The sequence below is a fragment of the Streptomyces sp. NEAU-W12 genome, assembly GCF_026242095.1.
Lineage (GTDB): Bacteria > Actinomycetota > Actinomycetes > Streptomycetales > Streptomycetaceae > Streptomyces.
Window position 1 is genome coordinate 119,864 of the sequence record NZ_JAPJDM010000024.1, and the last position, 23,342, is coordinate 143,205.

Sequence of the window (23,342 nt, forward strand, 5' to 3'; positions counted from 1 at the left end):
CTGCAAAGTCCGTCCCTGATCGCGGGTCAGCCGCTGTGGCGGTCGTGTGCGCTGTTCCGGCCCGGGTGGTGGGCCGCGTGCGTGTCGTGGTGCGCGGTGGCCTCGGCGACCTGCCTGAGCGCGGACGCCGTCTCGGTGTCGCCCACCTTGGCGGGCTGTTCGCGTACGGGGGGCGCCGACGGTTCGGGCCGGTGGCGGGAGGGGTTCAGCCGGTCGCCGGGTCCCTGGTCCGCGGAGGGTTCGGGCGCGGGGCCGCGGTCGTCGCCGGTCGCGGCCCCGGCGCGTGTGCGGTGCCGTTCGTTGCCGTCGGCCGGAGCGCCACCGTTCGGTGATTCGGTGACCGGGTGCCCGCCGGGGCGCGGCTGGGTGAGCCAGGCCACGGCGGCGCCGGTCAGGGCCACCGGCCACTCGACGACGCCCGCCACGCCGAGTGCTCCGGCCCCGGTGTAGACGGCCATCCGGCGACCGCGCGGGGACACCGCGCCGATCACGTCCAGCGCGCCACCGGCGGCCCTGCCCACATGGCCCGCGCCCGGCAGACGGCGCAGTCCCGAGGCGACGGCCCGCAAGGGCTGCGGGAGCTCCGACGAACGAGACACGTCCTGGTTCATGTCGTCCTCCACGGGCGGATCCTCGAGGGGCGCCGACGAACACCCCTGCCTTGTCCCATTTTCGTACGGAAACCGCCAGGCTGCTTCTCCTGTGCGCCAGGGGTGGCCCCGTCCGCCCCAGGGGTCTTCGGCTGTCCGCCCCGGGCCGGCCCGAACCGGTTGCCCGCTCCCCGGCCGGGCCCCGGGCGTGTCCGACCATGCCAGGTGTCCGCCGTCGCGCCCGGGTACTGCACATGGCGTTCGCGGACTCACCAAAGCGCGAAAGCGTGCCGCTCCTGACATCGCGTCGGACGTCACGGGCAAGGCCTATGGCCTGTCCGGCGATTCGATCCGGTTCGGCCCGCGTGTCCGGTGCGCCCGGTCACCGCGGAGGAGCCTCCTCGTACGAGAGGGCGTGCCGGACATGCCCGGTGCCGCCGTGAAGTACGGTGCCCGGCGCCCCGGGGCCGGTGGAAGCAGACGGACAGGACTTCAGACTCACGGCAGCTTCGCCGCCCTCGACGAAGGAGACGTACCGAATGGTCCTCAGACATGCCCGGACCGCACGCCGAACGGCCCTGGCCGCGCTCGGCGGTCTCGTCCTGACCGCCCTTCCCTCCGCCGCGGTGGCCGGTTCCGCGCCCCCTTCGGAGCCCGCCTCCGGTGCGGCCCGGGCCCTCGGCACCGACCGTGCCCCGGCGCCGGTGCTCGGCGCTCTCCAGCGTGACCTGGGCCTGAGCCCGGCGCAGGCGTCCGAGCGGCTGGCCAACGAGGCGGAGGCAGGCACCCGCGCGGGCATCCTGCGCAACGCCCTGGGCGACCGGTTCGCCGGCGCATGGGTGCGCGGAGCGGTCTCCGACGAACTCAGCGTCGCGACCACCGACGCCGAGGACGTGGCCGCCATCGAGGCGCAGGGCGCCGAGGCCGTCGTCGTCACGCGCCCGCTGGCCGGCCTCAGGGCCGCCAAGGACAAGCTGGACGCGGCGGCCGCCGCCCGCGACACCGCCGGTACGCCGCTGTGGTACGTGGACGTACCGGCGAACCGGCTCGTGGTCCAGGCGCGGACGGTGTCGGCCGGTGCCGCCTTCGTCGATGCCGCCGGGATCGACGACCAGGACGTGACCATCCACGTGTCCGCGGTCCGGCCGCGGCTGCTGCAGGACATCACCGGCGGCGACGCCTACTACATCAACGGCACCGCTCGCTGTTCGGTCGGCTTCTCCGTGACCAGGGACGCGCAACAGGGCTTCGCCACCACCGGTCACTGCGGCGACCGGGGCGACACGACCACCGGGTTCGACCGGAGTGCTCAGGGCACCTTCCAGGACTCCGTCTTCCCCGGCAGGGACATGGCGTGGGTGGGCACCAACGACGCGTGGACGGCCACCCCGGGCGTCAGGGCGCAGGACGGGCAGGAGGTGCAGGTCACCGGCTCGGTGGAGGCGCTCGTCGGAGCGGCGGTGTGCCGGTCCGGCTCGACCACCGGATGGCACTGCGGGACCATCCAGCAGCACGAGACCAGCGTCAGCTACGCCGAGGGCACGGTCGACGGAGTGACCCGGACGACGGTCTGCGCCGAGCCGGGCGACTCCGGCGGCCCCTTCGTCGCGGGCTCCCAGGCGCAGGGCGTCACCTCCGGTGGCTCCGGTGACTGCACGCGCGGCGGGACCACGTTCTACCAGCCGGTCAACCCGATCCTCGCCGACTTCGGCCTGACCCTGACCACGGAACCCGGGCAGACCGCGACGCCGGACCCGCAGGACGGCGCCGAGGGCCCGTGGACCGCGGGCCGCGTCTACCCGGCCGGGGCCACGGTGACCCGCGACGGCGTGCGCTACCGGTGCCTGCAGACGCACCAGGCCCAGAGCGCGTGGGCGCCCGCCGGCACACCGGCCTTGTGGCAGCGCCTCTGACACCCTGCCCCGCATCGCCCGCCCGGTGCCGGTGCCGGCCCGGTGCCGTGGCCGGCGCCGGGCGGGCCCGGGGGCTTCACCAGAAGCGCGTGGTGAGCGCCGGCCGGTGCACCGCCTGGGCGGCGTCGCGCAGGCTGAGGGCAACGCTGATGGTGGCGCGCAGCGCCGAAGGCCGTACCGTCTGTGCCGTTTCGGTGGCCAGCACGAGCAGGCAGGCCGCGGCCTGTTCCACCACGGCCACGGGGAAGGTGTAGTCGCTGTCGGCTGCCGCGCGGAACGCCTTCAACGGGATCCCGGCCCCGTCGACGGTCCGCTTGGCGGCCTGCTCCAGGTGCTGTGCGGCCTGGTCGCACACGGAGGCGGGCAGGGTGAGGGTGCTGGAGAACGATGCACTGGTCATGACCCGAGTGGTCCCCCGCAACCAGCCCTTCCGATCGGTGGGCGGGGCGTTTTCACCGTCCCGCGTGACGAGTCGGGGCACATGCCGGGGCTCAGGGGGGCGCACCGGGACGGCCGTCACGAGGCCGGGCCGCTCGCCGGCGGCAGGCGGGAACACGCCGGCGTGCACCAGCACGGTCCGTCACTGGTGCACGCCGTACCGCAGTACCGCAGTACCGCCTGATCCGGGGGACGCTCAGCGGTTCACCACGTGCCGTTCGTTCGGGACGCAGTGGGTCATGGTGAGCCCCCGCACGTCGCGCGGCGGGTTGTCGCCCAGGTTGGCGAGCCGCTCGCGGTCCTCGTCGGTGAGGTCCTGGCCCGCGAGGGGTTTCAGGCCGGCGACGTCCTTCGGGGCGATACCGAGCCCGTCGCCGACCCTGCGGCCGAGGTCGTTCTCGACGAGCAGGAAGTGCCACACCATGCGCTCCTGCACCGCCCGGTCGCACTGGGAGATCAGGTCGACGAAGTTCTTCACCAGGTCGTCGCGCTCCCAGTCCTCGAAGAGCAGATACCGCTGGCCCGCCTGCTGGTAGTCGTTGGCGCGCGGGATGCGCTTACGGGTCAGCCAGCCCCGGATCTCCGGCCCCTGCTCGTCGTGCGACGGCTCCAGCGCCTCGCGCAGGCCGCCGGTGATCGACGGTTCGTAGTTGACCTCGGGGTTCTCGCCGGCCGCGTCCACGTGGTAGGTCATCTGACCGTCACGTTGGTTGGTGCGTACCTCGGCGGCCTTGGCCCGGTTGACGGGCAACTGGAGGTAGTTCGGGCCCACGCGGTGGCGCTGTGTGTCGCTGTAGGAGAAGGTCCGGCCGACGAGCATCTTGTCGTCGGAGAAGTCCAGGCCGTCGACGAGGACACCGGTGCCGAAGGAGATCTGCTCGTTCTCGGCGAAGTAGTTCTCCGGCATCCGGTCGAGCACCATCCTGCCGACCGGCTTCGGCGGGAAGTCCTGCTCGGGCCAGGTCTTGGTGTCGTCGAGCGGGTCGAAGTCCAGCTCCGGGTGCTCGTGGTCGTCCATCATCTGGACGAGCAGCTCCCACTCGGGGTGCTCGCCGCGCCCCACCGCCTCGTAGAGGTCCTTGGTGGCGTGGCCGAGGGAGTCGGCCTGGACGTTCGCGGCGTCCTCCTCGGTCATGGAGCGGACGCCCTGTTTCGGCATCCAGTGGTACTTGACCAGTTTGGTCTCGCCCTCGGCGTTGACCCACTTGTACGTGTTCACGCCGAAGCCCTGCATGTGCCGGTAGTCCGCCGGGATCCCCCGCGGGCTGAACAGGTTGACCAGCATGTGCATGCTCTCGGGCGTCTGGGACATGAAGTCGAAGATGCGCCGCGGCTGCTGCTCGAAGGTGACCGGGTCGGGCTTGAGCGCGTGGATGACGTCCGGGAACTTGATCGCGTCCCGGATGAAGAAGACACCCAGGTTGTTGCCGACGAGGTCCCAGTTGCCTTCCTCGGTGTAGAACTTCACGGCGAAGCCACGCGGGTCGCGGGCCGTTTCGGCGGAGTCGCGGCCACCGATGACGGTGGAGAACCGGACGGCCAGGTCCGTGCGTTTGCCACGCTCCTGGAACAGCTTGGCTCGGGTGTAGCGGCTGATCGGTTCGTCGCCCCAGGTCCCGTACGCCTCGAAGTGGCCGAACGCGGTCACCCCGCGGGCGTGCACCACGCGCTCGGGGATACGTTCCCGGTCGAAGTGGCTGATCTTCTCCAGGAACTGGTAGTTCTCCAGTGTGGCGGGCCCGCGGGCGCCGACCGTGCGCTGGTTCTGGTTGTCGTGGACCGGATGGCCCTGCCGGTTGGTGAGTACCTTGCGGTCGTCGCCCGGAGCGGAAGCCCGGTTCGAAACGTCCGTCATGATCATGGACTCCTTCGGCTGCTCATGACTGGTGGCGGGCCGGGGCACGGTGGCGCGCGGCCGCGGGCCGGTCACCGTGGACGGTTCGGCGCTCCGGCGTCCCGGCAGCCCGTGTCCCGTCCCGGCGTGCCCGGTCTCCCGGAAAGCGCGTGGTCGTTCACGCGTCGGTGGCCCGCTCACTGAAACGTCCGCCGCCGGACGGCGGGGCTGTGCGCCTCGCCCACCTCCCGCCGCAGCATGCGTACGAGGGCCATGCTGCCGTGCATCACCCGGACCGGCGACTCGGAGCGGCGGAGCCGGCCCGGCAGCGCCGTGGGCGTACGCGGCGCGCGGGAGCCCGACCGGTCCCCCGTTCCGGTCGTGCTCCCGCGGCACCACGAAACCTATGTGAATGGCGACGCGGCTGTGTATAGCACCGGTGCCCGCTGCGACGGCTGCGGGACTCAGCCGTGCACAACTGAGTCCGATACGACCCGTTTCACCCCGTGCGAGGCGGCCGCAACAGGAGCGGCGGGCCGTCGTTCACCCTGGTGGGGGCATGGACCCGGACCCCGCGAACACCGGTGTCTCCAGGTCTCCCAGGGCCAGATGGGCGAGCACGACCTCGTACAGGTCGGTGCCGGCGGCCAGCAACTGGCGCTCCAGGACCGGCTCGGCGCTGCGCACGTGTTCACGAACGGTCTGCGCGTGGACGCCCAGGAGCTGCGCGGCCCGCTCGGCGTTGCCACCGGCGGCGATCCAGGTGCGCAGGGTGCGGCGCAGGGGGCGGGTGTCCCGGTCCAGGCGTTCCAGCAGTTCCCCCGCCCAGGCACGGACGGCGGGCCCCGACACCAGGGGTGCGAGGACGGGGGCGGACGACGCCTCGAAGGCACTGCTCGCCTGTATGTCCTGGAGGTTGAACTGGGTGTGCAGCGCCAGATGCACGACGGCACGGGCGGTGACGTCGTCGAAGTCGGTGCCCAGCATGTTCTCGACGCGTTCCATGCGGGCCCGCACCGTGTTGCGGCTCACACCGAGGATCTTCGCCGTGTTGACGGCGGTGAACTCCAGACCGAGGCGGGTGGTGGCGAGGAGCTCGGCACGGGTGTGGTGCGGCACGGTGTCCAGGGGCCCCAGCAGCCGGGCCGTCCAGCCGCGGAGCGCCGCCGGGTCCATCAGCCGCTCGGGATGGGTGCGTTCGGCGTACACCGCCGTCTTGTCCGGACGGAAGTGCGCCACGGCGAGGGCGCTGACGGCCTGCCCGTACGCGGTGGCGGTCCGGGCGAGGCTCTGCCGGACGCTGCCGCCGAGGAAGGTGTCCGGATGCCGTTCGACCAGGGACTTCAGATCGCCGGCGGTTGTCTCGCGAGGGCTGACGACGATCACGTGCCCGTCCATCGCCGGGCACCGCACGACCAGCGCCCCCTCCTCGGTGGCGTCCAGGCACTCCTCGGCGAGGCGGTCACGTCGGGCGGGTTCGGACTCCACGACGTAGACGCACGCGGTGTCCGCCTCGAGCAGGCCCGGCCAGAGCCCCGCGGCCACCCTGCGGGCGGCGACGGTGTCCTCGACCATGAGCAGTTGGAGGATCGCCAGCCTCAGGTCCGCGCTGGCGCGGCGCAGCCGCTGCCCGGCCGCGGTGGTCTCGCCCGCGGTCAGCAGCAGCTCGATCACCTGGACGGTGTGGGTGACGACATCGGCGCTGCACCGGTCGAACGGGGCGTTCCGGGAGACGGCCAGTGCCCAGGTCCGGGCGGGGTGCCCGACCTTCACCAGGCGCAGGTGCCGCCCGCCGTCCTCCCAGGCGGCGGAGGCGATCCGGCCGGAGGTGACGTCGGCGACGAGGTCCTCGTCCAGTGCCAGCCCGGTCCCGGCGACGAGCGTGCCGGTGCCGTCCCGGAGCGCCACCGCCCCGTGCACGGTGCCGGCGAGCCAGTCGACGACCCTGCGGACGTCGCGTCCCGCCGGCCGCAGGTGTTCCAGCAGTTCCTGCGCCCACCCGGGCTGTTCCCCGGCCACCGCCACCGGCTCCGGGATTCCGTCCTTACGGGCTGCCACCTCGGCCTTCCCCTCGTGTGCCTGGTCTCTTCGGCCCGGTCCCGGACGTTACCCCACGGATGCGGCAGGCTCACCCCGGGCGGACGGGGTGAAGGGAAAGCCCTGCACGGCGTCGGCGCCCCGCGGACACACCGCCGGCACCCGGGCCGCCCACGGCCGGGGCGGGGCCGGGCGGGAGCCCGGGGCGGGGCCGGGCGGGAGCCCGGGGCGGGGCCGGGCGGGAGCCCGGGGCACGGTGGCCCCGGCCGGGCATGCGCGGTCCTGCCGTGCGGGCGGCATAAGCTCGGTGAATGGCGAAGTACTTCGACGTGCACCCCGACAACCCCCAGCCGCGCATCATCTCCCAGGTCGCCGCGAGCATCCGCGACGACGCCCTGATCGCGTACCCCACGGATTCCTGTTACGCGCTCGGCTGCCGGCTCGGCAGCCGGGAGGGCATCGCCCGGATCCGCACCATCCGCAAGCTGGACGACCGGCACCACTTCACCCTGGTGTGCCGGGACTTCGCCCAGCTCGGTCAGTTCGTACACGTCGACAACGACGTGTTCCGTGCGGTCAAGGCGTCCACGCCGGGGAGCTACACGTTCATCCTGCCCGCGACCAAGGAGGTGCCGCGCATGCTCCAGCATCCGAAGAAGAAGACGGTCGGCGTGCGCATCCCCGAGCACGTGGTCACCCAGGCTCTGCTCGCGGAGCTGGACGAGCCCTTGTTGTCCAGCACCCTGCTGCTGCCCGGCGAGGAGGAGCCGATGACCCAGGGCTGGGAGATCAAGGACCGGCTCGACCACGTGGTGGACGCGGTGCTCGACTCCGGGGACTGCGGCACCGAGCCGACCACGGTGATCGACTTCTCGGGCGGCGAGGCCGAAATCGTACGGCGGGGTGCGGGCGACACCTCACGGTTCGAGTGACGGTGACACGGTGAACTGCCCCGATACGGGCCGCGAGGATCCGCGGGAGCGGTGACGCACGCACAGGGGCAGACACAGGATGTCCCAAAGAATCCCCTCTCGCACCGCGTTGGACCGGGCAGGACCGAAGTGCCGGGTCCGGGGCATGTCACGATGGGCATGATCCGCCCCGCTCGCCGCGGGTGCGGGTCCCCCTTCGACATCCCGCAGAGAGGCGCCCGCCGGCCATGACCGCGGTACAGGGAAGCACCGTTGACATCACGACCGAGGACGGCACCGCCGACGCGTATCTGACACGTCCCGCCGACGGGGGTCCCCGGCCGGCGGTGCTGTTCTACATGGACGTCTTCGGACTGCGGCCGCGGCTGCGGAGCATGGCCGACCGGCTGGCGGAGGCCGGGTACACGGTCCTGGTGCCGAACGTGTTCTACCGTCATGGACGCAGTCCGGTGGTCGAACTGCCCGAGTTCATCGGTCCGGGGGCGCGGTCGGAGGTCTTCGGACACCTGGAACCGATCATGCGGGAACTGACGCCGGAACTCGCCATGCGCGACGCCGGCGCGTATCTGCGGTGGCTGGCCGGCCATCCCGCGGCGACCGGCGGTCCCGTGGCGGTGACCGGCTACTGCATGGGCGCGGTGCTCTCCCTCCGCACGGCGGGCACCTACCCGGGCCGGGTGGCGGCCGCGGCCGGGTTCCACGGGGCCCGGCTGGCGCCCGAGACGCCGGACAGTCCTCATCTGCTGGCGGGCAGGATCACCGCGGAGCTGTACTTCGCCCACGCGGACCAGGACCCGTCGATGCCCGAGGAGCAGATCGAGCGGCTGGAGCGGGCGCTCACCGCGGCCGGGGTCCGGCACCGCTGCGAGGTGTACACCGGGGCACGGCACGGTTACACCCAGGCGGACACCGCCGCGTACGACAAGGAGGCGGACGGGCGTCACTGGACCGCGCTGCTGGACCTGCTGAACCGCACCTTCTGACGGGCCTGCCGCGCCGCGCCTTCCGAGAGTCCTGTGGGGGTCCTGTGGGGGCGCGCCGTGTGAGCGGCGCCTTCAATGCCGCACGGTACGCATCCACTTCGGCGCGCCACTGGCCGCACCCGTGGCCCGTGCCCGCTCTCCTGCCTCCCGCGGAAGCCTTGTTACGGTGCTCCGATGTCAGACTCTTCACGCGACACGGCCGAGGGCGCCGGCTGGGGCACAGGGCAACGGGGCGAGTACCGGCGGCTGTTGCCGTCCGGGGCCGAGAAGATCTCCTGGTTCGACCCGCGCATGCTGTGGGCCGCCCGCAACGGCGTCCTGGCCTCCTGGTTCGGGGATCCGACGGGCCGCACCCGCAGCCGGTGGGTGGCCCAGCGGGCGGCGGCCGGCGCGCCCTCCGACAAGGTGATCCGGCACGACGTCCCGGACCGGTTCTCCTTCCTCGTCATCGGCGACACCGGCGAGGGCGGCGAGCCCCAGTACGCCGTCGTGCCGGGACTGTTGAAGGAGGGCCGGGACAGCGCGTTCACCGTGCTGGCCAGCGACGTGATCTATCCCGTCGGCAGCACCGACGGCTACGGCGACAAGTTCTTCCGCCCGTACCGGGACTACAAGGCGCCCATCTACGCGATACCCGGCAACCATGACTGGTACGAGGATCTCGACGGGTTCATGCGCGTCTTCTGCGACGACGCCCCTCCCCTGCCGCCCGAGCCCGCACCGCGCCCCCTCACCAGGGCCTGGCTGCGCTCCTTGCTGTGGCACCGGCCGCGACCCGCTGACGACCAGCGCCTGGCCGAGGCCAGGAAGTTGCGGTCCGGCCCGGAGCAACAGGCGGTGCAGCCGGGCCCGTACTGGGCGATCGACGCGGGGCCGGTGCGGATCATAGGCATCGACACCGGCCTGCTGGGGACCGTCGACGCCGAGCAGGGGGCCTGGCTGCGTGAGGTGTCCCGGGGGCCGCGCCCGAAGATCCTCGTGACCGGCTCGCCGCTGTACGTGGACGGCGCGCACCATCCCTGTCCCGTCGAGGGCGGGGGAACGGTCGACGACATCGTCCGTGACCCGGACCACCGCTACGTGGCCGCGATCGGCGGTGACATCCACAACTACCAGCGCTATCCGGTCCGCCTGGACGACGGCCGCACCCTCCAGTACGTGGTGGCGGGCGGTGGCGGCGCCTTCACGCACGCCACCCACACCATTCCGCGCGTCCATGTCGCCGGCGTCACCGAGCGGGACTTCCGCTGCTACCCGCTGCGCGGTGACTCCCTCGCCTTCTACGGCGCGCTCTACGCGCGCCGGACGCGGCTGCGCCGCTTCTTCACCCTGACCGAGGCCGAGGCGACGGCCGTGATCGCCGAACGTCTCGGCATCGGTCCCACCCGCCTGCCGAGCTCGCGGGCCCGGGTCACCCGGCGCGTGCGACTGGTCGCCGGGCTGCTCGGGACCGGCCGCCGGCCCGAGCGGAGCAGGCGGTTCAGGCTGCCCGTGCGCAAGGCCTACACGCAGTTGCTCTCGCCCGGCTCGGCCACCTACACGCCGCCGTTCTTCAAGTGCTTCCTGCGGCTGGAGGTGGGCCCGGACGCGATCCGGTTGCGCTGCCACGCCGCCACCGGCAACCTCGCTCAGGAAGTCGCCCCGCCGGTCGAGGACGAGGTGACCATCCCGCTGACGTGACCGGCCCCCGGGCGCGAGCTGCCGGTCGGTCGGTCACCAGCGTCCGGGGGCGGTCCCGGTGATCGGCTCCGAGGGGCGGCCGTCGGTTCCGACCGGTACGTCACCGGCGAGCATCACCCGGTGCATGATCCGCGGGTGGTCGAGGTGGGAGGTGTCACCGGGGGCGAGGTGAATGGTGGCGCGGTTGTCCCAGAACGCCACGCTGCCCGGCTCCCACCGGAAACGCACCGTGTACTCGGGCCGGGTCGCCTGCTCGAGCAGCATCTCCAGGACCGCCCGGCTCTCGGGCCGGGACAGTCCGGTGATCTGCTCGACGTAGTAGCCGTTGACGAACAGCACCCGCTCCCCCGTCTCCGGGTGGACCCGCACCAGGGGGTGCTCGGTGGCGGTCTGGTGGTCCAGCAGGTGGCGCACATAGGCGTCGTCTGCGGACCGGGGCTGGTAGCCGACCCCCAGCCGGTGCTCGGCGCGCAGCCGGTCGGCGAACTCCCTGACCGGGGCGGACAGTCCGGTGTAGGCGGCGGCCAGGTTCGACCAGGTGGTGTCGCCGCCGTAGGGCGGCACGGCCTCCGCGCGCAGGATCGTCGCGGCGGGCGGGTCGATCCGGGCGCCGTGGTCGCAGTGCCAGCCGCGCAGCAGGGTGTGGCGGCGGCGACGCAGCCACTCGTCGTGCTCCATGCCGAACCGTCCGCCGAGCTCCAGCCGGTCGGCGGTCGTCTCGATCTCCGGGAAACCGGGCGGTGACGCCTTGCCCCGCCGGGGCAGGACGACCGGCTCGCCGAACCGCCGGGCCAGTGCCACGTGCCCGGCGTGGTCCAGGCGCTGTCCACGGAAGAACACCACCTTCCAGCGCAGCACCGCCGCCCGGATGGTGGCGATCACGGCGTCGCCGGGCCCGTCCGCGAGGTCGACACCGGTGATCTCGGCGCCGGTGTGCCCGGCGACCGGACGCACCTCGACGCCCGTACCCGTGTCCTGTCCGACGTCCTTCGTGCCGTCCATGCCGCTCCCGCCCGTCGTCATGTGTGCCCCTTACGCCGGTCCGTCCCCGGCCCGCGCCGGTCCGGATGCGCCCGTCTCGTCCGTCCGGCCCGCCCGTCAGGTTGATCGTCGACCGCCCGGTCGGTGAGGCTGGAGGAGGACGACACTGTCGAACGGGAAGGTCCCCTCGTGATCAGCATCCCGAACCACACGCTCAATGACGGCACGACGATCCCCGCCCTCGGTCTCGGCACCTGGCCGATGGACGACGCGCAGGCCGAGCGGTCCGTGGCCGCTGCCCTGGAGATGGGCTACCGCCTCGTCGACACGGCGACGAACTACCGCAACGAGACGGGTGTCGGCCGTGCCGTGGCCCGCGCCGGTGTCCCGCGCGAGGAGATCGTCGTGACGACGAAGCTCCCCGGCCGCCACCACGGGTACGAGGAGACCCTCGCCTCCTTCGAGGAGTCCCGCGCGCGTCTCGGCCTGGAGTACGTCGACCTGTATCTGATCCACTGGCCGCTCCCCCGGGTCGACCGGTACGCCGACTCCTGGAAGGCCATGATCAAGCTGCGCGAGGAGGGTCTCGTGCGGTCGATCGGCGTCTCCAACTTCACGCCGGCCCACATCGAGCGGCTGGAGAAGGAGACCGGGGTGCTGCCCTCGGTCAACCAGGTCGAGCTGCACCCGTTCTTCCCCCAGGAGGAGCTGCGCTCGCACCACGCGGACAAGGGCGTGCTCGTCGAGAGCTGGAGCCCGCTGGGCCGGGGTTCGCAGCTCCTGGACGACCTGGCCGTGGCCGCAGTCGCCGAGGCCCACGGGGTCACCCCGGCCCAGGCTGTGCTGCGCTGGCACATCCAGCTCGGGGCGCTGCCCGTGCCCAAGTCCGCCGACCCCGGGCGGCAGCGCGCCAACCTCGACGTCTTCGGTTTCACGCTGGACGACGCCCAGATGCACACCATCGCGGACCGGGCGCACCGGCGGATCGGCGGGGACCCGGAGGTCCACGAGGAGTTCTGACCACCGCCCCCCGGCGGGCGCACGGCCCACGACCGGACCACGCGTGCGGTCGTGGGCCGTGCGCCCGTCGCCCGCCGGATGCGGTTCATGCCCGGTGATCGCGGAGTGCGGCGAGCGCTCGGTCGGCGTGCACGTTCATCCGCAGCTCGCTGCGGACGACCTCGATGACGGTGCGGTCCTGCCCGATGACGAAGGTGACACGCTTGGTCGGCGCCAGGGAGAGGCCCCGCTTCACCCCGAACCGCTCGCGGACGGCGCCGTCGGCGTCGGACAGCAGGGGCATGCCGAGCGAGTGCCGCCCGGCGAACTCCGCCTGCCGTTCCACGGCGTCACCGCTGATGCCCACCGGCCGTGCGCCGGCCGCGGCGAACTCCGCGGCCAGGTCACGGAAGTGGCAGGCCTGCGCGGTGCAGCCGGCGCTCAGTGCGGCCGGATAGAAGAACAGCACCACGGGCCCCTCGGCCAGCAGCTCCGACAGTTTGCGGACGGTGCCCGTCCCGTCCGGCAGGGCGAAGTCCTCGACCATGTCGCCCTTGTCCGGACCCCCGCTCACGACGTACCCTCCGCACTCTTGGCGACGCCCCGCGCCCACAGCACCAGCGGCAGCTGCAGGGGCAGTCGCCCCCAGGCGGCGGCCCGCTGCGGCGCGGGGCGGCGGCGCCAGTCGACGGCCATCTTCACGTTGGCGGGGAACACCCCGACGAAGAAGGCGGCCGTGGCCAGCGCGGCGACCCTGCGGGTCCGCGGCAGCGCCACCCCGGCGGCCAGCGCGAGCTCGGCGGCGCCGCTGGCACGGGTCCAGGTCCGGGCCGGGCCCGGCAGGGAGCGCGGCACGATGTGGTCGAACTGGCGCGGGGCGGCGAAATGCGCGGTGCCCGCGGCGGCCAGCAGGCCGGCGAGCAGCAGGGGTGAGCGATCGGACCGTGACACGGTTCCTCCTCCAGTGGCCTGCCATGCGACATTACCGGACGGTAAGTACGGGGAGCCACCGGGCGGGGACGCGTCAGGCGGCTCCGGCGGGGGTGCCGCCGCGCGGTTCCGGCTCCTCTTCGGCGGCATGGGCGAGGAAGTCGTCGACCATGCGGTGGAAGAGCGTGGCGAGCTGACGCAGTTCCGCCGGGGACCAGTCCGACAGGGCCACCTGCATGGCCTGCGCCCCGACCGCGCGGATGCGGGTGACGGCCTCCCGGCCCGTCTCGGTGAGTTCGACGCGGTGGGCGCGGCGGTCGTCGGGGTCCGGAACCCGGGTGACGTGGCCGGACTTCTGCAGTTGCTGCACGGTACGGGTGACGTGTGACGCCTCCACGCCCAGGCGGGCGGCCAGCTCGCCCGGCCGCAGCGGTTCGGTGTCGGCCGCCTGCCGCAGCAGCGCGACGGCCGCCCGGTCCAGGGGGACGCCCGCCAGGGCCATCAGACGTTCGTGCCGGCGGGCGCGGGAGCCCAGATAGGTGATGCGCGTGAGCGCCCGTTCGATCTCGGCCACTTCCGGTGAGGCGGGGACGTCGGGGGCCGAGGATGCGCGCATGCGCCCACTCTACCATCTCGTTGCGTAACTCAATCAATCCGCGGGCGCACGGGACGTACCGCTCCGCCCGCCCTCCGGCGGTTGCCGTTCAGGCGAAACCGCGGACCGCGGGACGCACGGGCGCCGCATTCCGGACGGCGCGGAGTGACCGGACGGCGGCCTCACGAGTGTTGGGCAGCGCTTCACCAACAGTACGCTCCTGCAGTCTTGGCATGGACGTGTCCAGCCGCGATGCTGAACGCCTTTGCTCCCCACAGCAGTTGGGATGCAACCGCATTCCGAGGAGGACGCAGTGTCGCCGAGCACGTTCCGAACACACCGCAGGAGATGGCTGGCCGGTCTCGCCGGCGCCTTCGCGTGCGTCATCGCCTTCCCCGCCACCGCCTTCGCCGCACCGCCGCCGGCCCTGCCGGCCAACGCCGACTCCCTCGACCGGACGTTCCAGCCCGCCTACGACTACGACACCGACGGGTGCTACCCCACACCCGCGATCGGCCCGGACGGCGCGGTCAACCCCGGACTCAACCCGACGGGCGCCCTCAACGGCAACTGCCGTGACGCCCCGGATCTGGACAGCACCAACGGCTACTCGCGCTCGAAGTGCAACAACGGCTGGTGCGCCATCGTCTACGCCCTGTACTTCGAGAAGGACCAGGCGCTGCCGGGCGTCAGCCTCGGCGGCCACCGCCACGACTGGGAGCATGTCGTGGTGTGGGTGCAGAACGGCACGGCCCAGTACGTCTCGACCTCCAACCACGGCTCGTTCTCGATCCACGCCAGGTCGGCGGTCCGTTTCGACGGGACGCACCCGAAGATCGTGTACCACAAGGACGGCATCAGCACGCACTGCTTCCGGCTCGCGAGCGCGGGCGACGAACCGCCGGAGAACCACAAGCGCACCTGGCAGTACCCGCCGCTGGTCGGCTGGAACGGTTATCCGGCCGGGCTGCGCGACAAGCTCGTCCAGCACAACTTCGGCAGTGCCCACTTCGGTCTCAAGGACGGGAGTTTCGCCTCCCATCTCGCCGCGGCGAAGCCTTCGGGCATCCCGTTCGACCCGAACGCCTGAGCCCGGGACCCCACCGGGCCCGAACGCCTGATCACACGTCATCCGGCCATGCCCCAAAAGGAGTCCGGCCGCATTCGTCGACCGGACTCCCGAACCGGCCCGCCCTGTGCCGGCACTCGGGCCGAAGGGTCTATCGTGTCGCCATGTCCGCCCCCGAACTGATCCGCGTCGTCTCCCGCGACTCGCCCATGGCACTCGCCCAGGTGGAGCGCGTCCGGGCCGAGTTGGCCGACGCCCTGCCCGGCGTGCGCACCGAGGTCGTCCCCGTGCGGACCACCGGCGACAAGTGGCTGGGCGACCTGTCCCGGGTGGAGGGCAAGGGAGCGTTCACCAAGGAGGTCGACGCCGCGCTGCTGGCCGGCGAGGCGGACCTCGCGGTGCACTGCGTCAAGGACGTGCCCGCCGACCGCCCGCTCCCCGCGGGCACCGTGTTCGCCGCGTTCCTGGAGCGGGACGACGTCCGTGACGCCCTGGTGCACCTGGACGGCCTCACCCTGGACGAGCTGCCGGAGGGGGCCCGGATCGGCACCTCCTCGGTGCGCCGCGTCGCGCAGCTGGCCGCATCCCATCCACACCTCGAGTGCGTACCGTTCCGCGGCAACGCCAACCGGCGGCTGGCGAAGCTCGCCGCCGGCGAGGCGGACGCGCTGCTGCTCGCGGTCTCCGGCCTGCAGCGCATCGACCGCCGCGACGTGATCAGCGAGGTCCTCTCCCCCGAGACGATGATGCCGCCCATCGGCGCGGGCATCCTCGCCCTCCAGTGCCGTGAGGACGACACGTCCCTCATCGACGCGGTCAGCGCCCTCGGCCATCCGGACACACATCGGGAGGCCACCACCGAGCGCATGTTCCTGCACGTACTGCAGGGACACTGCAACAGCCCGATCGCCGGGTACGCGCGGGTCGAACGGAGCGGCGAACTGTCGCTGCGGGCCTGTGTCTTCACCCCGGACGGCAAGGTGCGGCTGAACGCCCACGAGTGGGCGGGCCGGCTGGATCCGGCGACACTCGGCACCTCGGTCGCCGTCGCCCTGCTGCGTCAGGGCGCCCGCGAGATCATCGACGGCATCCCGCACTGACGCCGTCAGGCGCTGCCCTCCTCGGCCTGCTCCTGGAGGAACACGCCGATCTGCTGCGCAAGGCCTTCCCGGACCCCGCCCGACGGGGTCCCGGCGTGCCTCTCGTGCGCGCCGATGCCGCCGGACCACAGGCGACGACCGGTCCACTCCTCGTCGACCCGCAGCTGCACCTGGACGTCGACATGGCTCAGGGACCCCTCTGGTCCGGCCGCGTAGAGCACGGCGGTGGCGCGGCGCAGCGGATAGACGTCGAATCCCTCGATGAACTGCGAGTTGCGCCAGTCGAGGAAGGCGCCCTCCCCCTCGGGACCGATCCGCACGTCGATCTGGCCGTCCTCGAGGTGAATTCCGACGTTCCGCCCGCCGCGGTTCTCGACGGTCACGCGGACGCTGAAGTAGGCCAGCCCTGCAGCGGCGTCGTCCCGCCCCCGGGGCGGCTCGCCCGGTTCCAGACGGTGGACGCGGACCCGCAGACCGGGATGTTCGTCGTACTCCTGCCAGTCCCCGACCACGTTCGGCTCGTACACGGTGCACCCTCTCGACTTCTGTCGCTGCTTCCTATCTGTGGGCTCGGCGCGCTGTCAAACGAGCGGAATGCGCCGTGGTCAGGCACTTCGTTCCCACCGCCCGCCGATCAAGCGCTGCGCTGGCACGATCCGCCGGACCGGCCGCCCCGGCCCGCGCGGCGGCGTGCCGCACATCACGTCGTCCACGGCGGTCGCCGCACCCGGTCCGGTGATCACCGGACCGGGGCGTGCGCGAGCCGTACCGCCGGAACGCGGCACGTCCCCACCGGCGTAGCGCCCCGGTCGCCCTCCGGAATTCGACATGCCGGATCCCCCCGGTTTCACAGCGCGCGATTCCCGAAATCCCCGCACCGTTCCCCGCACCGAATTCGGGAACCCGTTTCACCACGACGGCGAGGGGGAATGAGAGATCCAGTGCTTCGGACCGGAGGCACGACCGTGGGAACCGGCTCGCCGCCCCCGGGTCTCCTCCGTGTGGTCCGAGCTCGCGCTCCCACGGTGCCCGTCCACCCGGCACCTGCTCAGGGAGGTGCGCGACATGCGTATCGCCGGCAGCACCACGAAGCCGCACCCTCACCACGACGCACCGGACACCGCCCAGGACTTCGTCCGCCTCGCCCGACTCCCGGAGGGCCCCGAGCGCAAGGCGCTGCGGGACGGGCTCGTCCGCTCCTGGCTGCCCATGGCCGAGCGGATCGCCGTACGCTTCCGCGGGCGCGGCGAGGCGCTGGAGGACCTGTACCAGGTGGCGGCCCTGGGCCTGGTCAAGGCGGTCGACCACTACGATCCGGCGCGCGGCACCGCCTTCGAGGCGTACGCCGTCCCGACCGTCACCGGGGAGGTCAAGCGCCACTTCCGTGACCACATGTGGACCCTGCACGTGCCGCGCCGGGTCCAGGACCTGCGCAACCGGGTGCGGCACGCCGCCAAGGAGCTGGCGCAGACCACTCCCGGCCGGGCCCCGACGACCGCCGAGATCGCCGCGTACGCGCAGCTGACCGAGGACGAGGTGCGCACCGGCACGGAGGCCCTGGAGTGCTTCACCGCGCTGTCGCTGGAGGCGGAGATGCCGGGCACGGACGGGTACGCGCTCGGGGACTCGCTCGGCGGCCCGGACCCCGCCTACGACACGGTCGTCGACCGGGTGGCGGTCCGCCCCTGCCTCGAGGCGCTTCCGGAGCGCGAGCGGCTCATCCTCTATCTGCGGTTCTTCCGGGGCATGACGCAGAGCAGCATCGCGGAACTGCTCGGCATCTCGCAGATGCATGTCTCCCGGCTGCTCAGCAGCTGTTTCGCCCAGGTGCGCGAGGAACTGCGGACGGAGGCCGGCTGAACCGGTCCAGGGCCTTCTCCAGCTCCGCCCGGATTCCGGGCGGCAGCACACCGGTGCGCCCCCAGGCCACGATCGTCCCGGCGATGTCGCGGAGCTTGACGTTGGTGTGCTGGGAGACCTCCCTCAGCACCGTCCACCCCTGGTCGGGCGACACCCGCCCGAGGACGACGACCACGCCGATCGCCTGGTCCACCACCGCGTGCGAGACGACCGCCTCCTTCAGCTGCTGCACCTCTTCCTCCAGCTGAAGGATCCGGTCCGCTTCCCCGTCCGTGGGCATGGTCACCTCCGGGTCCGGTGTAACGCTCCCGGACCGCCCGCACCTGTGTCCGGGTGCCTTCGGCGGGTGTCCGGCTCCTCCATCGTCCTCACTCGTGCCATCCTGTGCCACCGGGGGTGTTCGCGGGTCCCCTCCGTGCCGGTCCGGGCACCGCCGCCGGGGTACTCGGCAGGCGCACGGAGCCCTACAGGCCGGACACTGGAGTCCACGGATGCCTGCCAGGCCGACGAGAACAGCGATCGGGACGCGACTGTGACGAACCACGACATGCCCTCCCCCTCCGGCGCGACGGACGTCTTCTCGACGCACTCCGTGTACGGGACGCCCTGCTGGGTGAGTCTGACCAGCCGCGACCTCGGCACGACCGAGGAGTTCTACGGGGCCGTCCTCGGCTGGCGGTGGCGCCCGGCCCGCCTGGGCGAGCGGTTCCGGCTCGCCCTGAAGGACGGCACGCCGGTGGCGGGCGTCGCCGCGGTCGCCGACATGTGGCGGATGGCGGTGGCCTGGACCCCGTACTTCGCCGCCCGCAGTGCGGACGAGGCGGTGTCGCGGGTGCAGGAACGCGGCGGCACGCTGGCGGTCGGCCCGATCTCGCTGCCCCCCGGGCGCGCGGCGCTGCTGGCCGACCGGGACGGCGCGACCTTCGGGGTGTGGGAGGGCGAACTGTCCACCGGCTGGCTCAGCTGGCAGCGCTCCCAGCCCTCCTTCATCAGGCTGCACACCCGGGACGCCCTGGACGCCGCCATCTTCTACGGCGAGGTCTTCGACTGGGGAGCGACGGGGGAGGGTCGCACGGAGGTCGTCTACGAGGGCGACGAGGTGGTGCTGCGCGGTGACGGGCAGGTACTCGCCTGCATCCAGTCGGGGGCGCTGGGATCGGCGCCCGATCCCACGATCCGGCCGCACTGGCAGGTGCACTTCACCGTGACGGACGTCGAGGTCTGCGCCGACGCCGCCGAGCGGCACGGAGGCAGTGTGGTGGCCCTGCGCGACGACGAGGCCGTGCTGCGCGACAACGAGGGCGCCCTGTTCACGGTGACCGCGCGCCGCGGCCGCTGATCCAGGCGGCCGGACGCCCGCGGTCCTTTCGGGCACTTCCCCCCGAAGGGACCGCGGTCCCTCACTTCCCGGTCTGCGACGGCCGGGACAGCAGCACCAGGCTGCGCGAGCCCACGGTCAGCCCGGTACCGGCCTTGTACTCCGATTCGTCGGGGACGCCGTCCGGGTCGGCGGTGTCGATCAGCGCCGTCCAGCGCTCGCCGTAGGCAGCGGCCGGGAGGCGGAAGTGCACCGGCTCCCCATGGCTGTTGAGCAGCAGCAGGAAGGAGTCGTCGACCAGGCGCCGGCCCCGCGGGTCCGGTTCGGCGATGGCGTCGCCGTTGAGGAAGACGCCGACGCTGTGCGCGTCCGAGCGCCGCCAGTCGACGTCGGTCATCTCCTCTGCGTCCGGCAGCAGCCACACCAGGTCGGGCAGGCCCCTGCCCGCGCGGGAGGCCGGCCCGCCGTGGAAGAAGCGGCGGCGCCGCAGCACGGGGTGGGTGATCCGCAGGGAGATGACCCGCCGGGTGAAGTCCAGCAGGGCTCGCTGCTCCTCGGTCAGCTTCCAGTCCATCCAGGAGATCTTGTTGTCCTGGCAGTAGGCGTTGTTGTTGCCGTGCTGGCTGCGACCCACTTCGTCGCCGTGCGAGAGCATCGGGATACCCTGGGAAAGGAGCAGCGTGGCAAGGAAGTTCCGTTGTCGGCGGGCTCGCAGTTCGAGTACGGACGGGTCGCCGGTGTCGCCCTCCGCCCCGCTGTTCCAGGACCGGTTGTGGCTCTCGCCGTCCCGGTTGCCCTCACCGTTGGCCGTGTTGTGCTTGTCGTTGTACGAGACGAGGTCGCGCAGGGTGAAACCGTCGTGCGCGGTGACGAAGTTGACGCTGGCGCGGGGCAGTCGCCTGCTGTGCGCGTACAGGTCGGAGGAACCGGTGAGGCGGGAGGCGAACTCACCGAGCGTGTGCGGCTCGGTGCGCCAGAAGTCCCTTACGGCATCCCTGTACTTGCCGTTCCACTCCGACCACAGCTGCGGGAAGTTGCCCACCTGGTAACCGCCTTCGCCGACGTCCCACGGTTCGGCGATGAGCTTGACGCGGCTGATCACGGGGTCCTGCTGGATGAGGTCGAAGAACGCGGAGAGCCGGTCCACCTCGTGGAACTGCCGGGCCAGTGTGGCCGCGAGGTCGAAGCGGAAGCCGTCGACATGCATCTCGGTGACCCAGTACCGCAGCGAGTCCATGATCAGCTGGAGTACGTAGGGGTGGCGCATCAGCAGGCTGTTGCCGGTACCGGTGGTGTCGTAGTAATGCGCCCAGTCGCCGTCCACCAGCCGGTAGTACGCGGAGTTGTCGATGCCGCGGAAGGAGAGGGTGGGGCCCTTCTCGTTGCCCTCGGCGGTGTGGTTGTAGACGACGTCCAGGATGACCTCCAGCCCCGCCGCGTGCAGGGTCCGGACCATCGTCTTGAACTCGGTGACCTGCTGTCCGCGGGTGCCGTGGGCGGCGTAGGCGTTGTGCGGGGCGAAGTAGCCGATGGTGTTGTAGCCCCAGTAGTTGGCCAGGCCCCGGCTCTGCAGCACACCGTCCTGGACGAACTGGTGCACCGGCATCAGCTCCACCGCGGTGACGCCCAGCGAGGTCAGATGGTCGACCACCGCCGGGTGCGCCAGTCCGGCGTAGGTGCCGCGCAGTTCGGCGGGAACGTCCGGGTGGGTGCGGGTCATGCCCTTGACGTGGGCCTCGTAGATCACCGTGTCGGCGTACGGACGGCCGGGGCCGTTGTCGTCGCCCCAGTCGAACGCCGGGTCGGTCACCACGCCCAGCATGGTGTGTCCGGCGCTGTCGGCCGGATCGGGGCCGTCGGGCCGGCGCTCGTAGAGCGAGGGGTGGTTGTCGATCTGCCCGTCGACGGCCGTGGCGTACGGGTCGAGGAGCAGCTTCGCCGGGTTGCAGCGGTGCCCGGCGGCCGGTGCCCACGGCCCGTGCACCCGGTAGCCGTAACGCTGGCCCGGGCCGACGCCGGGCAGGTAGCCGTGCCACACGAAGCCGTCGGCCTCGGTCAGCGGGACGGTGGTGTGGCGGCCGGAGTCGTCCACCAGGACGAGGTCGACGCCTTCGGCGACCTCGCTGAACAGCGCGAAGTTGGTGCCCCCGGCGTCATGGACCGCGCCCAGCGGATAGGGGCGCCCGCTCCATGCGGGCGCCCCTCGTCTGTTGTTCCTCCGGGTCACCGGGCTGCCTCCAGGAGGCCGGCGGAGGTACGCACCGGACCGGCCAGCTGGGCGGCGGTGACCACGCGGGGCAGGTCCAGGCCCTCGCTCACCCTCGGGTCCGGCGCGGTCGGCACGAGCGGGACGCGTTCATCGGCGCGGGCCCGCTGCGAGAACCAGATGACCTTGCTGCCGGTCGCGGTGGCGCAGCAGCCCCAGCCGTCGCTGCTGGCGGCGATGTGCTCCAGGCAGCCGCGCAGTTCCTGGTCGGGGCGCAGAGCGCGGTCGTGGTCCCCGATGGCGGTGATGAGGTGCTGTCCGTTCCACCACATCTCGATCGACGTGTTCTTGTCGGTGGCGTGCTCGTCGATGGCGCGCAGCAGCATCTCGGTGCCGCGGCAGACGGGCTCCATCAGGTTCTCCAGGTCCCAGTGCCGGAGGTGGGCGGCCAGAATGCGGCTGACCTGCTCCACGCGCTCCGGGCTGACTTCCACGTCGAGGTGGTAGTAGCAGGGCACTGCGGTCTTCATCGTCGTTGGCTCCTCACCGCGAAGCTCCCGATTTCCCCTCGTCCCTGCGGACGAGCCCCGAACACGAAATGTGAGCGGTTGGCGCTTCTGAGTCACCATCAGCGTGACCGGGTTGACCCATTCGTGCAACACGAGCACACGGCCGGGGCGACCGATGCGCCGGACGGGCGCAGCTCACGCCGGCTTCGGACACCCCCCGGCCCGCCGCACCGGACCAAGGTCCAACAGGACGCACGGTTACTGATCATGCACCATGTGTGAAAGCCCCTCGATCGCCGTCACGGGACCGTGCCTTCCGCGCACACGGCCGCCGTCCGACCACCGGAAGAAACGTCTCCCCCACGAGCCACGGAAAGGTGAACGGCGCCATGCTGCTACCTGCCAGAGCCGAGGTCGCCCGGCAGTTGCGTCGCTACCGGGCCTGGGAACGCGTGATGCTCGCCGCCCCCACCGACCGCACGGTACGGACGACGTTCGAGGACTCGGGCCACACCCTCTGTGTGCTGATGGGCAAGCGCTGCGCGCGGGAGGCGGCCGAGGCGGCCGAACGGTACCTGCGCGCCGGCCCCTCCACTCACCTGCGGGAACAGAACGACCGGCCCCGCTCGGCCACCGCGGTCAGGTGGGGTCCGCCGACGGTCGAGCGGTGGTCCCCGGCAGGAAGGTGAAGGGCCTTCCCGCCTCCATTTCGTCCCACGACCGGGCGCGGCCCGGTGTCGAGCACGGCGGAGGTACAGACCCATGAAGGCGACCAGGACCATCGGACGCATCCCCGTACGGGATGTCCGGCCGGCCGTCGAATGCGGCAGACGGCCGGCGAAGGCGGTGGTCGGGGAGTCGTTCGAGGTGTCGGCGACCGTGTTCCGTGAGGGGCACGACGCGGTGGCCGCCCGTGTCGTCCTGACCGGCCCCGGGGGCCGCCGGGGGCCGGTCACACCGATGCGTGAACTGGCGCCGGGCACCGACCGGTGGGGCGCGGAGATCACCCTGGACGCGGTGGGCCGATGGACCTACCGCGTCGAGGCATGGGGAGATCCGGTCACCACCTGGCGGCGTCACGCGCGGGTCAAGGTGCCTGCGGGGATCGACACGGGTCTGGTGCTGGAGGAGGGCGGCGACCTGTTCGAACGGGCCGCCGCCGGAGTGCCCGAGGGCGACGGCCGCTCCCTCGTGCTCGCGGCGGCGAAGACGCTCCGGGACGACTGCCTGCCCGGCGACATCCGGCTGGCGGCGGGGCTGACGCCGGAGGTGGACGCGGTGCTGGCCCGCCACCCGCTGCGGGACCTGGTCACCAGCAGCGACCCGATGCCGCTGCTGGTGGAGCGCGAGCGTGCCCTGTTCGGCTCC

Annotated in this window: 23 protein-coding genes; 11 read left to right on the plus strand and 12 right to left on the minus strand. The window is 72.2% G+C overall.

Going from position 1 to position 23,342, the window contains the following annotated elements; all coding sequences use genetic code 11:
* Nucleotides 1-26: 26 nt before the first annotated feature.
* Nucleotides 27-623 carry a hypothetical protein gene (locus ORI94_RS27225; protein WP_416237906.1) on the minus strand — a complete coding sequence of 199 codons (597 nt, stop codon included), beginning with the start codon at nt 621-623 and terminating at the stop codon, nt 27-29.
* Between the two features lie 506 nt (nt 624-1,129).
* Here ORI94_RS27225 and ORI94_RS27230 point away from each other — a divergent pair.
* Entirely contained in the window at nt 1,130-2,503 is a 1,374-nt protein-coding gene (locus tag ORI94_RS27230; RefSeq protein WP_266080354.1) for a trypsin-like serine protease, read from the plus strand.
* Nucleotides 2,504-2,579: 76 nt separating this feature from the next.
* Here ORI94_RS27230 and ORI94_RS27235 read toward each other — a convergent pair whose 3' ends face one another.
* From ORI94_RS27235 to ORI94_RS27245, 3 genes are all read right to left on the minus strand, one after another.
* The gene (locus tag ORI94_RS27235; protein ID WP_266080356.1) at nt 2,580-2,903 is read right to left on the minus strand and encodes a hypothetical protein; all 324 of its coding nucleotides are present in this window, start codon (nt 2,901-2,903) and stop codon (nt 2,580-2,582) included.
* Nucleotides 2,904-3,137: 234 nt separating this feature from the next.
* Nucleotides 3,138-4,796, minus strand: a complete 1,659-nt coding sequence (locus ORI94_RS27240) for a catalase (protein ID WP_266080358.1) — start codon at nt 4,794-4,796, stop codon at nt 3,138-3,140.
* Nucleotides 4,797-5,318: 522 nt separating this feature from the next.
* Nucleotides 5,319-6,833 (minus strand): helix-turn-helix domain-containing protein, encoded by a 1,515-nt coding sequence (locus ORI94_RS27245; RefSeq protein ID WP_266080360.1) that lies wholly within the window; start codon nt 6,831-6,833, stop codon nt 5,319-5,321.
* A 290-nt stretch (nt 6,834-7,123) separates the two neighbouring features.
* On the opposite strand from ORI94_RS27245, the gene ORI94_RS27250 reads away from it, so the two are divergent.
* From ORI94_RS27250 to ORI94_RS27260, 3 genes are all read left to right on the plus strand, one after another.
* Nucleotides 7,124-7,744, plus strand: coding sequence for an L-threonylcarbamoyladenylate synthase (locus ORI94_RS27250; RefSeq protein ID WP_266080362.1), 621 nt, complete (start codon nt 7,124-7,126; stop codon nt 7,742-7,744).
* Nucleotides 7,745-7,971: 227 nt separating this feature from the next.
* Nucleotides 7,972-8,727 (plus strand): dienelactone hydrolase family protein, encoded by a 756-nt coding sequence (locus ORI94_RS27255; protein WP_266080365.1) that lies wholly within the window; start codon nt 7,972-7,974, stop codon nt 8,725-8,727.
* Between the two features lie 174 nt (nt 8,728-8,901).
* Nucleotides 8,902-10,407, plus strand: coding sequence for a metallophosphoesterase family protein (locus tag ORI94_RS27260; protein ID WP_266080367.1), 1,506 nt, complete (start codon nt 8,902-8,904; stop codon nt 10,405-10,407).
* A gap of 33 nt (nt 10,408-10,440) precedes the next feature.
* On the opposite strand, the gene ORI94_RS27265 is transcribed toward ORI94_RS27260, so the two are convergent.
* A complete protein-coding gene (locus tag ORI94_RS27265; RefSeq protein ID WP_266080369.1) occupies nt 10,441-11,430 on the minus strand; it encodes a TauD/TfdA dioxygenase family protein in 990 nt (329 codons plus the stop codon).
* A gap of 147 nt (nt 11,431-11,577) precedes the next feature.
* On the opposite strand from ORI94_RS27265, the gene ORI94_RS27270 reads away from it, so the two are divergent.
* Nucleotides 11,578-12,408 carry an aldo/keto reductase gene (locus ORI94_RS27270; protein WP_266080371.1) on the plus strand — a complete coding sequence of 277 codons (831 nt, stop codon included), beginning with the start codon at nt 11,578-11,580 and terminating at the stop codon, nt 12,406-12,408.
* Between the two features lie 85 nt (nt 12,409-12,493).
* On the opposite strand, the gene ORI94_RS27275 is transcribed toward ORI94_RS27270, so the two are convergent.
* From ORI94_RS27275 to ORI94_RS27285, 3 genes are all read right to left on the minus strand, one after another.
* Nucleotides 12,494-12,934: a peroxiredoxin gene (locus ORI94_RS27275; RefSeq protein ID WP_266080412.1), complete on the minus strand. Its 441-nt coding sequence runs from the start codon at nt 12,932-12,934 to the stop codon at nt 12,494-12,496.
* Nucleotides 12,935-12,957: 23 nt separating this feature from the next.
* Nucleotides 12,958-13,338, minus strand: coding sequence for a MauE/DoxX family redox-associated membrane protein (locus ORI94_RS27280; protein WP_266080373.1), 381 nt, complete (start codon nt 13,336-13,338; stop codon nt 12,958-12,960).
* A gap of 73 nt (nt 13,339-13,411) precedes the next feature.
* Complete coding sequence (locus ORI94_RS27285) at nt 13,412-13,933, minus strand: MarR family winged helix-turn-helix transcriptional regulator (RefSeq protein WP_266080375.1); 522 nt, start codon at nt 13,931-13,933, stop codon at nt 13,412-13,414.
* A gap of 292 nt (nt 13,934-14,225) precedes the next feature.
* Here ORI94_RS27285 and ORI94_RS27290 point away from each other — a divergent pair, with 292 nt between their 5' ends.
* Both ORI94_RS27290 and hemC read left to right on the plus strand, forming a co-directional pair.
* Nucleotides 14,226-15,002 carry an NPP1 family protein gene (locus ORI94_RS27290; protein ID WP_266080377.1) on the plus strand — a complete coding sequence of 259 codons (777 nt, stop codon included), beginning with the start codon at nt 14,226-14,228 and terminating at the stop codon, nt 15,000-15,002.
* A 143-nt stretch (nt 15,003-15,145) separates the two neighbouring features.
* Complete coding sequence (gene hemC, locus ORI94_RS27295; protein ID WP_266080379.1) at nt 15,146-16,081, plus strand: hydroxymethylbilane synthase; 936 nt, start codon at nt 15,146-15,148, stop codon at nt 16,079-16,081.
* Nucleotides 16,082-16,086: 5 nt separating this feature from the next.
* Here hemC and ORI94_RS27300 read toward each other — a convergent pair whose 3' ends face one another.
* A complete protein-coding gene (locus ORI94_RS27300) occupies nt 16,087-16,608 on the minus strand; it encodes a hypothetical protein (RefSeq protein ID WP_266080381.1) in 522 nt (173 codons plus the stop codon).
* A gap of 538 nt (nt 16,609-17,146) precedes the next feature.
* Between ORI94_RS27300 and ORI94_RS27305 the strand changes: the two genes are divergently transcribed.
* Complete coding sequence (locus tag ORI94_RS27305; protein ID WP_042166548.1) at nt 17,147-17,941, plus strand: SigB/SigF/SigG family RNA polymerase sigma factor; 795 nt, start codon at nt 17,147-17,149, stop codon at nt 17,939-17,941.
* On the opposite strand, the gene ORI94_RS27310 is transcribed toward ORI94_RS27305, so the two are convergent.
* Nucleotides 17,889-18,221 (minus strand): ANTAR domain-containing protein, encoded by a 333-nt coding sequence (locus tag ORI94_RS27310; protein WP_416237907.1) that lies wholly within the window; start codon nt 18,219-18,221, stop codon nt 17,889-17,891. The two genes, ORI94_RS27305 and ORI94_RS27310, sit on opposite strands and share 53 nt — an antisense overlap.
* Before the next feature lie 267 nt (nt 18,222-18,488).
* Here ORI94_RS27310 and ORI94_RS27315 point away from each other — a divergent pair, with 267 nt between their 5' ends.
* Complete coding sequence (locus ORI94_RS27315) at nt 18,489-19,280, plus strand: VOC family protein (RefSeq protein ID WP_266080386.1); 792 nt, start codon at nt 18,489-18,491, stop codon at nt 19,278-19,280.
* A gap of 61 nt (nt 19,281-19,341) precedes the next feature.
* Here the strand turns inward: ORI94_RS27315 and glgX are convergent, their stop codons facing one another.
* Both glgX and ORI94_RS27325 read right to left on the minus strand, forming a co-directional pair.
* Complete coding sequence (glgX, locus tag ORI94_RS27320; RefSeq protein WP_266080388.1) at nt 19,342-21,486, minus strand: glycogen debranching protein GlgX; 2,145 nt, start codon at nt 21,484-21,486, stop codon at nt 19,342-19,344.
* Nucleotides 21,483-21,995 (minus strand): pep a2, encoded by a 513-nt coding sequence (locus tag ORI94_RS27325; protein ID WP_266080390.1) that lies wholly within the window; start codon nt 21,993-21,995, stop codon nt 21,483-21,485. Before ORI94_RS27325 ends, glgX begins: the two co-directional genes overlap by 4 nt.
* Before the next feature lie 368 nt (nt 21,996-22,363).
* Between ORI94_RS27325 and ORI94_RS27330 the strand changes: the two genes are divergently transcribed.
* Both ORI94_RS27330 and ORI94_RS27335 read left to right on the plus strand, forming a co-directional pair.
* Nucleotides 22,364-22,663, plus strand: coding sequence for a DUF5133 domain-containing protein (locus tag ORI94_RS27330; protein WP_266080392.1), 300 nt, complete (start codon nt 22,364-22,366; stop codon nt 22,661-22,663).
* Between the two features lie 73 nt (nt 22,664-22,736).
* A partial coding sequence (locus ORI94_RS27335; RefSeq protein WP_266080394.1) for a maltotransferase domain-containing protein occupies nt 22,737-23,342 on the plus strand: 606 nt, incomplete at its 3' end.